Source organism: Acinetobacter sp. Brlt_5 (assembly GCF_051949055.1).
GTDB lineage: Bacteria > Pseudomonadota > Gammaproteobacteria > Pseudomonadales > Moraxellaceae > Acinetobacter > Acinetobacter indicus.
In genome coordinates, this window is the sequence record NZ_JAYJLP010000001.1 from 104,188 (window position 1) to 116,741 (window position 12,554).

At 49.6% G+C, this 12,554-nt stretch carries 8 protein-coding genes; 6 read left to right on the plus strand and 2 right to left on the minus strand.

All coding sequences use genetic code 11. The features are described 5' to 3' along the window. Positions 1 to 78: 78 nt before the first annotated feature. A complete protein-coding gene (gene cysK / locus VF685_RS00560) occupies positions 79 to 1,077 on the plus strand; it encodes a cysteine synthase A (protein WP_016658093.1) in 999 nt (332 codons plus the stop codon). A 55-nt stretch (positions 1,078 to 1,132) separates the two neighbouring features. Here the strand turns inward: cysK and VF685_RS00565 are convergent, their stop codons facing one another. Beyond that, a complete protein-coding gene (locus VF685_RS00565) occupies positions 1,133 to 2,137 on the minus strand; it encodes an ABC transporter substrate-binding protein (protein WP_286384879.1) in 1,005 nt (334 codons plus the stop codon). Positions 2,138 to 2,139: 2 nt separating this feature from the next. Continuing rightward, entirely contained in the window at positions 2,140 to 2,727 is a 588-nt protein-coding gene (locus VF685_RS00570) for an ANTAR domain-containing response regulator (RefSeq protein WP_286384878.1), read from the minus strand. Positions 2,728 to 3,171: 444 nt separating this feature from the next. On the opposite strand from VF685_RS00570, the gene VF685_RS00575 reads away from it, so the two are divergent. The 5 genes from VF685_RS00575 (at position 3,172) to mobA (ending at position 12,472) form a co-directional block, all read left to right on the plus strand. Further along, positions 3,172 to 4,512, plus strand: coding sequence for an MFS transporter (locus VF685_RS00575; RefSeq protein ID WP_407061112.1), 1,341 nt, complete (start codon positions 3,172 to 3,174; stop codon positions 4,510 to 4,512). 31 nt (positions 4,513 to 4,543) lie between these two features. Then, the gene (gene nirB / locus VF685_RS00580) at positions 4,544 to 7,090 is read left to right on the plus strand and encodes a nitrite reductase large subunit NirB (RefSeq protein WP_286384876.1); all 2,547 of its coding nucleotides are present in this window, start codon (positions 4,544 to 4,546) and stop codon (positions 7,088 to 7,090) included. Between the two features lie 93 nt (positions 7,091 to 7,183). Next, a complete protein-coding gene (nirD, locus tag VF685_RS00585) occupies positions 7,184 to 8,794 on the plus strand; it encodes a nitrite reductase small subunit NirD (protein ID WP_034597559.1) in 1,611 nt (536 codons plus the stop codon). A gap of 274 nt (positions 8,795 to 9,068) precedes the next feature. Further along, entirely contained in the window at positions 9,069 to 11,846 is a 2,778-nt protein-coding gene (locus tag VF685_RS00590; protein WP_286384875.1) for a nitrate reductase, read from the plus strand. After that, the gene (gene mobA / locus VF685_RS00595; RefSeq protein ID WP_127799927.1) at positions 11,843 to 12,472 is read left to right on the plus strand and encodes a molybdenum cofactor guanylyltransferase; all 630 of its coding nucleotides are present in this window, start codon (positions 11,843 to 11,845) and stop codon (positions 12,470 to 12,472) included. The genes VF685_RS00590 and mobA overlap by 4 nt, the downstream gene beginning before the upstream one ends. Positions 12,473 to 12,554 lie beyond the last annotated feature (82 nt).

Consider the following 12,554-nt stretch of genomic DNA (forward strand, 5'->3'; position numbering starts at 1 on the left):
AGAAATCGAATTTTAAAATTTAAAGAAGCCTGTATGATAGAAGGCGAGGTAAATGAAAAAAGACTTAAGGAAAACATGATGACAACAGATACAGCTTTTACCGCCCCGGACAATTTGGGGATTGCGGTTTATGCCAACAATGCCGAAGCCATTGGCAATACGCCACTGGTGCGCATTAATCGTGTCATTGGCGGGGGAGCCAATGTATTTGCCAAAGTGGAAAGCCGTAACCCGGCATTTTCTGTCAAGTGCCGGATTGGTGCGGCAATGGTGGCCGATGCAGAACAGCGTGGCGCGCTTAAAGCTGGCATGCATATTGTTGAGCCAACCAGCGGCAACACCGGTATTGCGCTGGCTTTTGTAGCAGCAGCCAAAGGTTATCCGATTACTTTAACCATGCCGGCCAGCATGAGTATTGAACGCCGTAAAGTATTAAAAGCGCTGGGCGCCAATCTGGTATTGACCGAACCAGCCAAAGGCATGAAAGGCGCGATTGAAGAAGCCGAGCGTTTGGTGGCGGAGCAACCGGATGTCTACTTCATGCCGCAGCAGTTTGAAAACCCGGCCAACCCGGACATTCATGAAAAAACCACCGGGGTAGAAATCTGGCAAGCCACAGGCGGTCAGGTCGATATTCTGGTTGCCGGCGTGGGCACGGGCGGTACGCTTACCGGTATTTCGCGTTATTTCGAAAAAGTGCAGAATCAGCCGTTGTATTCGGTGGCGGTTGAGCCGGCAGAATCGGCCATTATTGGTCAGGCCAAACGTGGTGAAGCGATTAGCCCGGCACCACACAAAATTCAGGGTATTGGCGCCAACTTTATTCCTAAAAACCTCGATTTAGACCTGGTTGATGAAGTCATTGCCATTCCAAGCCAGGAAGCAATTGATTTTGCGCGTAAGACGGCAACCCAGGAAGGCATTCTGGTTGGAATTTCCAGTGGTGCCGCAATGGCGGCTGCGGCACAGCTGGCTGCACGTCCGGAAAATGCCGGTAAAAATATTGTGGTGATTTTGCCAGATGGTGGCGAGCGCTATTTATCTTCAGTGCTGTTTGAAGATATTTCTGCCGACTAAGTCTGTCGACTGTAAAAATAGCTAAAAAAGCCCGCCATCGTTGCGGGCTTTTTGATTAGACGTGACTTGATGGTAGCGGATAAATACAGCGTTGACTGACCGCAGCACTCTCCACCTCGGGCACATCCAGCGCATCCCATTTCAACATTTGTTCGGTGAGCCAGACAAAATCCTGCGCTTGCGGCTGGGCTGACGATTCATCCACCAAACTGCGAATAATATTCTGAATAAAATAATAGCGCTCGACATGGATCTGTGCGGAGCAAGGGAACTGGATGATGCCGGCCTCATTTAGCATTTGCCAGACCGCTTGTACATCTTCCAGCTGTTGCAATTCGGCTTGCGCGCGCTGAATGGCAGAGGTCATGGCATTTAAGGTATTCGGATGCTGGGCGGCCCATTCTGCGGTTACCGCCAGTACTTTATCGGCCACTTGCGGAATAACCTGCTGACCCGAGAGCAGGATTTTAGAATAGCCTTGTAATTCGGCCTGGGTATTCCAGGGTTCGCCGACGCAAAAGCCATCAATCTGCTGCTGGGAAATCGCTTCGACCATATACGGTGGTGGCAGCGTACTGAGCTGAATATTTTTCGCCAGGATCGGGTCGGCCAGGGCCAGCCATTCTCTTAAACAGTAATGATGAATTGAGGCATGAAACACATGCGCCAGCTGTATCGGGCGTTGATGATGCGCGTTTATCAGTTTTTTGGCGATGTGTACGGCATCATCTTCCGGCTGGATGCCCAGTTCAAAACACAATGATTGACTCAGACTGATGTAAGCCTGATTGGTACTTAGCACCAGCGGCGTTTGCAGCGGAATCCCCAGCTGGTCGGTGCCGAGCGCCGCCGCCGGTAACATGGCCGACAGGCAATGCGCGGCATCCATAAAACCAAAGGCCAGCCGGTCTCTTAAACTGGCCCAGGACGGTTCTTTTAGCAGTTCGACATTGAGGCCGGCATCGGCAAAAAAGCCACGCTGTTTGGCCCATAAAATGGCGACGCAGTCGAGCAAAGGAATATAGCCAATCTGAAGTTTGGTTTTTTCTAAGTTATGCATGGCTAATCCTTAAATTGTTTTTGCAGGAGTTGCTGGGCATCGAGCAGGCGCCGTGCCCTTTCACCAATGGTCATCCGGTGGCTCATGGCATTTTTGCGTAGCAGGCCAAAGGCATCTTCTTCGCTTAAGGCATGCATTCGCATCAGCAAGACCTTGGCTTTTTCGATATCTTTACGGTCGGCCAGTTTGCCTTTGGTTTCTTCCAAGTCGTGCAGCAGCTTTTTGTGCTTTTTAAACTGCTCGATAGAAATTTCCAGAATGCTGTCCAGCTGGGCCGGATCAATCCCATCGACAATATAAGCAGTAACACCGGCATCAATGGCATTTTTGATGGTGTCTTTGTGGCTGTTTTTGGTGAACAGCACGGTCGGTAAATCAAACTGGCTGACGCAGCTTTCAATAATGTCCCGATGCGGATGGTCCATATCCAGCAGAATCACATCGGCATGCAGTTGCTGTAAATGGAACATATTGGAATGATTAATAATCAAACAGGCAACCACCTCAAATTCATGCTGAATCAAGGAGGTTTTGATGAACTCTGCGCGCTCGAGGTCATCATCAATTAACGCGATTTTCAGTTTTGGCATGCAACTCTCAATAGAGTCTGTACAACGAGTTATTTTAATAATGCAAAGATGGTGCCAAAACTGAATTTATTAAAATAAAACATTTAAAATCGAAAATTAAATCTGAACTTGATGGGAAGATGCACTTGCATGAAACAAAACGCACCAAGATAAGGCAGCGAGCTTTAAAAAATAAAACAGGAGGCTGCCAGAACCGTGAAATCGGGAGGTAGACAGCATCTGAATACCTTCACTCAGAATAAATAACCCTCAAAACCCAATAAAAAACAGCAAGCTGCTGAGCTTTTCTAAAAAGTTGGCACGCTATCTGCATTATTTCAACTGAGTCAAAGAAGACTCCCAAAATTTGAAAGACGGCCAACGACGTCCGCTCTGTTCGAATCTGTTATGCAGCTATCCGTATAGCAGGTTAACCCACACGTTCAGTTCAGGTAGGAGATGGTCATGTCTTCAAATTTGCAAGCGAATAAAGCGACAAAAATAAGTCTATTTAACTTTAAAACTTCAGCGATGAGAGCCTTCCATATGAGTTGGCTCGCATTTTTTGTCTGTTTCTTTGCCTGGTTTGCCTGCGCACCGTTAATGCCAGTCATTGCCGGCGAGTTCAACCTAACCAAAGATCAGATCGCCAATATCAATATTGCCGCGGTGGCCATCACCATTCTGGTCCGCTTAATTGTCGGGCCGCTGTGTGATAAATACGGCCCGCGCAAAACCTATACCGCCTTGCTAATTATCGGCAGTATTCCGGTGTTTGGGGTGGCAGCTTCCAACAGTTATGAATCCTTCCTGTTTTTCCGTTTGCTGATTGGCGCCATTGGTGCCAGCTTCGTGATTACCCAATATCACACCAGCATCATGTTTGCACCGAATGTGGTGGGAACAGCCAATGCCACTACGGCAGGCTGGGGCAATGCCGGCGGTGGTGCTACCCAGGCACTGATGCCTTTGCTGTTATCTGCCTTGGTGATGTTTGGGGTCGAGCAGGCTATGGGCTGGCGTATTGCCTTGCTGGTACCGGGCATCATGATGATTATTGTCGGCATCCTGTACTGGAAACTGACCCAGGACTGTACCCAAGGCAACTTTAAAGAATTACGCGAACAGGGCATTCAGGTCGGCAGCGACAAAAAAGGCGGTATGGCGATTCTACTGCATGCTGCACGTAACTACCGCGTCTGGATTTTATTTGGTGCCTATGCTGCCTGTTTCGGGATTGAAATCTTTATTCACAACATTGTGGCGATGTATTACGTCGAACACTTCAGCTTTGGCCTGAAAGAAGCTGGCATGGCGGCGGGCATTTTCGGTTTGCTGGCCCTGTTTGCCCGTGCACTGGGCGGCATTGTCTCTGACAAGGTCGCACTAAAAAGCGGTCTGGATGGGCGTACCAAAGTGCTGTTTGCCATGATTTTAATGGAAGGCTTGTTCCTGATTCTGTTCTCGCAAATGAACAGCGCCATGCTGGCCATTTTAGTGATGACCATTTTTGCCCTGTTTACCCACATGGCCTGCGGCGCGACCTATGCACTGGTGCCATTTATTGACCGCGATGCACTGGGCGGCGTGGCCGGCATTATTGGGGCTGGTGGGAACGTCGGTGCAGTCGCTGCAGGCTTCCTGTTAAAAGGCGTACTGGATATTCAGACCTACCTGATGGTTCTGGGCGGACTGGTGGTGATTGCCGCAAGTTTTGTCCTGATGATTCGCTTCTCGGTGGAGCATAAAGAAAAAGAACAACGCCTGTTCGAACAGGCCATTGTTGAACGCAATAACGCAGCCTAAGCCAACACAGAATATTATTGAGGAGAACTGTATGAAACTTGTCATGATTGGCCACGGTATGGTCGGCCACAAATTTATCGAATCGGTTTTGGAAACTGCGGGCGATGAAGTTGAAATCACCATTTTGGCAGAAGAACCGCGTTTGGCTTATGACCGCGTACATTTAACCGAATACTTCACCGGCAAGTCTGCCAAAGACCTAAGTCTATGCCGCAGTGACTTCGCCGATGCCTATGGCATTGATCTGCGCCTCAATACCAAAGCCACGGATATTGACCCGGTACATAAACTGGTCACCACCAATCAGGGTGATGTGATTGCCTATGACAAACTGGTACTGGCGACGGGCTCTTATGCCTTTGTGCCACCCATTCCGGGCAATGACCGTGAAAACTGCTTTGTTTACCGCACTATTGAAGATCTGGATGCAATTAAAGCCGCTAGTCTGAATGCCAAATCTGGTGTCGTGATTGGTGGCGGTTTACTTGGTCTGGAAGCAGCCAAAGCCTTAAAAGACCTAAATCTGGAAACCCATGTAGTCGAGTTTGCGCCGCGTCTGATGGCGGTGCAGGTTGATGACCTGGGCGGTAAGGTGCTGCGCAGCAAAATTGAAGATCTGGGCGTGAAAGTCCATACCCAGAAAGCCACCTCCTCAATTGAAGATGGCGCGTCGGCCAAGCATGTGATGAAGTTTGGTGATGGCGCTGAACTGGAAACCGATATCATCCTGTTTTCTGCCGGGATTCGTCCACGTGATGAACTGGCGCGCCAAAGCGGACTCAGCATTGGCGAGCGCGGCGGGATTGTGATTAACGATTACTGCCAGACTTCCAATCCGGATATTTATGCGATTGGGGAATGTGCGCTGTGGCAAAACAAGATTTACGGTCTGGTCGCACCGGGCTATGACATGGCTCGAATTGCCGCCAAGCATGTGATGCAGCAAAACCCGAACTGCTTTGCTGGCGCCGACATGAGCACTAAATTAAAGCTGATGGGTGTGGATGTGGCATCTATTGGTGATGCACATGCCATGACTCCAAATTCACTCAGCTATTTTTATGCCGATGAAGATGCGCTGATCTACAAGAAAATTGTGGTTAATGCGGAAAAAAACCGATTGCTGGGTGCGGTGCTGGTTGGCTGTGCCAAAGAATATAACGATCTACTGCAAATGATGCTGAATGGTCTGGCAGTTCCAGAACAGCCAGAAAGCCTGATCATGCCGGGCTTTGCCGAGTCAGGTGCCAAAGCCGGTGGCAGCGGTGTCGATTTGCTGCCAGACAGCGCCACCATCTGTTCCTATAATAACGTGTCTAAAGCCGATATCTGCCAGGCGATTGAAGCCGGTTCAACTTCACTCGGTGCACTGAAGAAATGTACCCAGGCCGCAACTGCTTGTGGGGGCTGTGCACCTTTAGTGACTCAGGTATTAAAAGCCGAATTGCAGCGTCAAGGGGTGACGGTCAATAACCATCTTTGTGAACACTTTGCCTATTCGCGTCAGGAACTGTATCACCTGGTGCGTGTGAACGAGATCAAGACTTTTGAAGATTTAATCCAGCAACATGGTCACGGTCTGGGCTGTGATATCTGTAAACCAACTGTGGCCAATATTCTGGCCTCCTGCTGGAATGACTTTGTGCTAAAACCAAGTCATGCCGGCCTGCAAGATAGCAATGACTACTATCTGGGCAATATCCAGAAAGATGGTTCTTATTCGGTGGTCCCACGAATGGCCGGTGGTGAAGTGACTCCAGATGGCCTGATTGCCATTGGCCAGATTGCCAAGGAATACGGCCTGTACACCAAACTGACCGGTGGTCAGCGCGTGGATATGTTTGGGGCGCAGGTACATCAGTTACCGGAAATCTGGCAAAAACTGATTGATGCCGGTTTTGAATCGGGTCATGCCTACGGCAAGTCACTGCGTACCGTAAAATCTTGCGTGGGTAGCACCTGGTGCCGTTATGGCGTGGATGATTCAGTTGGCTTGGCGATTTTCCTGGAAAACCGTTACAAAGGCCTGCGCTCTCCACACAAACTGAAAATGGCCGTATCGGGCTGTACCCGTGAATGTGCCGAAGCACAAAGTAAAGATGTGGGCGTGATTGCCACTGAAAAAGGCTGGAACCTGTATGTTTGCGGTAACGGTGGCATGAAACCGCGTCATGCCGAGCTGCTGGCTTCCGATCTGGATACCAGCACCTTAATCAAATACATCGACCGCTTCTTTATGTTCTACATTCAAACTGCAGACCGTTTACAACGTACTTCGGTTTGGCGCGACAACCTGGAGGGCGGGCTGGATTATCTGAAAGACGTGATTGTGCACGATTCCTTAGGTCTGGCCGAAGAACTAGAACGCCGCATGCAGCATGTGGTGGGTACTTATCAGGATGAATGGCGCACCGCGATTGAAGATCCGGAAGTACGCAAACGCTTTAAAACCTTTATCAATGCCAAAGCCGAGCAGCAGCACGATCCGCACATCCAGTTTGCCACCGAGCGTGGGCAGATTCGCCCGAAAACGGCAGCCGAGCGTGATGAAAGCCGGATTCCGGTGATGCAGGCATAACCTTCAAGATCAAGACGCATCTTCTAAAGCAAATCCGCCAGAAAAACCAAATGGGATATGCAGCAGAAGATGCCAAAGCATAGGATAACGATGATGACAATTTTAAAAGATATGAATGAATTGGATTGGGTAGAGGTCTGTCATCTGGAGGAGATTACCCCACATACCGGCGTGGCAGCCTTGGTGGAAGGCCAGCAGATTGCAATTTTCCGTGTGGGGCAGGAACAGCGTGTTTATGCCCTGAGTAATCAGGACCCGTTTAGCGGCGCCAATGTGATGTCGCGCGGTATTCTGGGTGATTTGCAAGGTGAGCGTGTGGTGGCATCACCAATCTATAAACAGCATTTCAGTCTGGCCACCGGCCGCTGTCTGGAAGATAAAGACCAGAAATTACTGGTGTTTCCAAGCAAAATTGAACAGGGCCGGGTTTTTGTCAGTCCGACCGCACAAAAAACCTATATCACCAATAATGGCGTGCAACAGGAAAAAATGAAGCTGGTGCTGGTGGGTAATGGTCTGGCGGGCATGCGCTGTCTGGAAGATTTGCTGGATATGGCACCTGATCGTTACGAGATTACCGTGATTGGCGAAGAACCGTGGGGCAACTACAACCGGATTATGCTGTCCCCGGTCTTGGCCGGTGATAAAACGGTGGACGATATCATGCTGCATCCGCATGCCTGGTATGCCGAAAAAGGTATTCAGCTGATTGCCGGTGATGCTGCGGTGAAAATTGATCGTCCACGCAAGCAAGTCTTCACCCAGTCGGGGCAGGTGGTAAATTATGACCGGCTGATTTTAGCCACTGGCTCGCAGCCCTTTATTCCACCAATTCCGGGCACAGAGCTGGACGGTGTGCTTAGCTTCCGCGATATCTATGATGTGAACCGGATGCTGGAATATTGCGAACAGAAACGAAATGCTGTGGTTATTGGTGGTGGTTTACTTGGACTTGAAGCGGCCTATGGTTTGAAACAGCGTGGCATGAACGTTACCGTACTGCATCTAATGGACCGTATTATGGATCGTCAGCTGGATAGCAAAGCCAGCTTAATGTTGAAAAACAGTATTGAAGAAAAAGGTATTCGTATCCTGACCGAAGCCAATACCGAAATGCTGCTTGGTGAAAATGGCCATGTCACACAAGTCCGGCTAAAAGATGGCACGCTGCTCGATGCCGATCTGGTGGTGTTTGCGGTAGGAATCCGTCCGAATATTGCACTGGCGCAAAGTGCCGGCCTGCGCTGTCAGCGTGGGGTGCTGGTCAATGACACCATGCAAAGTTATGACCCGAGTATTTACGCAGTCGGTGAGTGTATCGAACACCGTGGCCAAACTTTTGGTCTGGTAGAGCCGCTGTGGGGACAGGCCTTCATCTGCGCCTCGCATTTGGCAGAACACGGCAGCCTGACTTTTAAAGCACCTACTATTCCGACCCAGCTCAAAGTCAGTGGTTGTGATGTGTTCTCGGCCGGTAATTTTGAACCGGAAGATGATTTTGAAGACATTGTCCTGAATGATGAAAAACGTCAGATTTATAAACGTATCATCATCCAGAAAGACAAAGTCATTGGTGCAGTACTGTTTGGCGATACCGAAGATGGCGCCTGGTATGCCGAGCTGATTGCAGATCAGACCCCAATTCATCAAATCCGCAACAAACTGCTGTTTGGTAAAGATTTTGCATTAAAGAAAGCAGGGTAATTAGATCTCTGTAATTAGTACTTCATAAGAAGGATGTCATAGCCTCAAATGGAGTGCTAAAACAACTGTTTACGTGTAGGCACTCCCTTACTTTTGAAAGATCAAAAGTAACAAAAATCTTAGATTCCCATACATTACGTCCTGTAATGATGGGAATCGGTGGCATCCATGCCACCTCACGATAGTGAATGCTTACACAAATTTCGTATTTCAAATAAAGCCAAGATAAAAATCGGAATTACGTGAATTTAGATGATTAAGGAGCACAGCAGCAATGAATAGTATCCCAGTGGTGGAACTGCATAGCTCCACAGAATTAAAAACGATGACTACGCAAACCACCTGTCCTTATTGTGGGGTTGGTTGTGGGGTTAAGGCCCATGTCAGCCATTCACCACAGGGCGTGCAGGTGAAAGTCGAAGGTGATGTACAGCATCCGGCCAACTTTGGCAAACTGTGTATTAAAGGCAGCAATCTGGCCGATACCTTGGGGCTAGAGACACGGGTATTAACCCCAATGCTGGGCCGCAAGGACAACCGTCAGCCAACCGACTGGCACACTGCCACCACCAAAATTGCGCAAAAATTCCAGCACTGTATCGAGCAGTATGGCCCGGAAAGTATTGCTTTTTATGTTTCGGGGCAATTGCTGACCGAAGACTATTATGTGGTCAATAAATTCGTCAAAGGCTATCTGGGCACGGCCAATATTGATACCAACTCGCGGCTGTGTATGTCCTCTGCGGTGGCGGCGCATAAACGGGCCTTTGGTGAAGATCTGGTGCCTGCTAGCTATGCAGATTTTGAACAGACCGAGATGGTGGTGCTGGTCGGTTCCAATACTGCCTGGTGCCATCCGGTTCTGTATCAGCGTATTATGCAGGCCAAAGAACAGCGCAATCTGTTTGTGGTGGTGGTCGACCCACGCTTTACCGCGACCTGTGAAGCGGCCGATTTACATTTGCCGATTATGCTCGGGCAAGATGTGGCGCTGTTTAACGGCTTGCTGCAGTACTTACAGCAAAATGGTCATCAGGACCACAATTTTACCGCTGCCTATAGCGAAGGCTTGCAGCAGGCGTTAGAAGCCAGCGCCGCGGAGCAGCAGCTGGAAAATGTGGCAGCGCGTACCGGGATTTCTGCCGAGAAATTACAGCTATTTTTTGAAAAATTTGCCCAGACTGACAAAGTCATGACCCTATTTTCGATGGGGGTGAACCAGTCTTCACAAGGGGTCAATAAAGCCAACAGTATTATCAATTGTCATCTGTTGACCGGCAAAATTGGCAAGCCGGGCGCAGCACCGTTTTCCATGACCGGACAACCGAATGCCATGGGCGGGCGTGAAGTGGGTGGACTGGCCAATATGCTGGCGGCGCATCTGGATCTGGATCAGCGGGCCCATCAGCAGCTGGTGCAGCAGTTCTGGGATAGCCCGAAAATTGCCACCCAAGCGGGGTTAAAAGCGGTCGATCTGTTTGAAGCGGTAGAAGCCGGGAAAATCAAGGCACTGTGGATTATGGCCACCAATCCGGTGGTGAGTTTACCCAATGCCGATCAGGTCAAACGCGCCTTGGCGCAGTGTGATTTTGTGGTGGTGTCGGATATCTGTCAGGATACCGATAGCACTGCCTATGCCGATGTTTTATTACCGGCTTTGGGTTGGGGCGAAAAAGAAGGCAGTGTTACCAATTCCGAACGGCGCATTTCCAGACAGCGTGCCTTTTTGCCCGCACCGGGTCAGGCCAAGGCCGACTGGTGGGCGATCAGTCAGGTGGCCAAGGCCATGGGCTTTCGCGGTTTCGATTATCAGCATGTGCATGAGATTTTTCTGGAACATGCGGCTTTATCGGCCTGTGAAAATGGTCCGGTGACACAGCGTCAGGACTATCCGCTATTTCGCTACTTTAATTTAAGCGGTCTGAGCCAGCTAAGCCTGCAACAGTATGAACAGCTGCAGCCGTTGCAATGGCCAGTATTAACGCCTCAGCAGAATCCACCGGTGGAACAGCTGTTTACCCAGGGACAGTTTAGCTTTCCAAATGGCAAAGCCCGTTTTATTGCCACTCAGGCCATCGACCCGGTACATGGCGCTTGTGAAGATTATCCTCTCATTCTGAATACTGGCCGGATTCGTGACCAGTGGCACACCATGAGCCGTACCGGTTTATCGGCCAATTTAAGCACTCACAAAGCCGAGCCCTATTGTGAAATTCACCCCAATGATGCACTGAAATATGGCCTGAAAGATGGGGAACTGGTGGAGCTGAAATCCCGCTGGGGCAGCTGTGTATTGCGGGTTGAAGTCTCGACTGGTATTCGTCGTGGTCAGCTGTTTGCGCCTATTCACTGGAATGATCAGGTCGCTTCCGATGCGCGAATTGGAAAAGTGGTCAATCCGGTGGTGGATGTCATTTCTGGCGAACCGGAATTTAAACATACCCCGGTCAGCATCCAGCCATTTTATACCGACTGGCAGGGCGTGCTGTATATTCGCCATGGGCATGAAGCGGCAGTTCAGATTACTTTGGCGCAGGTAGCGTGGTGGAGCAAGATTCAGACCGCCAAAGCGGTTCGTTATGAACTGGCCGACCGGAAAAAATTTAAACATACCGCCGCACAGATTAAACAGCTGCTACAACTGGAAGATAGCTGCTTTGAATGGCTGCAGCTGGAAGATCCATCGGCATTCATCAGCCATAGTGTGGTGTTACAGGACGGGATTTTAATCGCCAGTCTGTATATTGCGCCCAACGCTTTATTGCCCGATCGGGACTGGGTCGCCAGCCTGTTTAAACGTGAGCGTTTAAGTGCCACGCATCGTAAAGCCTTGCTGGCCGGACAGGCGATGTCGGTACAGAACAATGAAGGACCGCTGGTATGTAGCTGCTTTAAAGTCGGCAAAAACCGCATCATCCAGACCATTCGGGAGCAGCAGTTAAGCCATGAAAAACAGGTCACGGCCTGTTTAAAAGCTGGCGGCAATTGCGGTTCATGTTTACCGGAAATTCGTGGCCTGATTAAAGCCTGTCAGATGGAGGAAATGCCATGAATCGCAACTATGCCACCATTCAGATGGATTATCCTGCCACGGATCTGGTCATTCTGGCGGGCGGACAAGCCCGCCGCATGAATGGCATGAACAAGCTGCTACAAAAGTTTGATGATGATATCCAGCTGCTCAAAATCCAGCGGCGCTTTAAAACGGAAATTCAGCAATTGTGGATCAATAGCCATCGTGATCGTTCCATTTATGCCAGATTGCTGCCGCATCTGCATTGTTATCATGATGATGAAGGCGGTTTTCTAGGCCCGTTGATGGGCATGAAAAGCGCCTGGGGCCATGTACAGGCCGACTATGTGCTGTTTATTCCCTGTGATGTGACCTATATTCCGCCCGATGTGCTGCCACGGTTGCATCAGCGTCTGGCCAGACAGCCGCAGGCCGACGTGGCTTATGTGATGATGAACGGGCAGGCGCTGTATCCATTTTGTCTGATGAAACGCAGCAGTTTGCCCACACTTCGCGCGCATCTTGCACAACATCAGCGCAGTTTAAAGCACTGTTTCGCAGAAATGCATGCTCAGGTGGCAAAATTTAAAAATCGTGCGCTATTTTTTCACAGTATTAACTCGCTGGATGAACTGCAACAGTATCGTCAGCTGAAATTTCTTTAAAAATCATCTCATTTCTTCGCTTCTAGCGTGTGCTGGGCAGAATTTAAACACTCTCTTTATTAAAAGCCCAAAGTTGGAACAT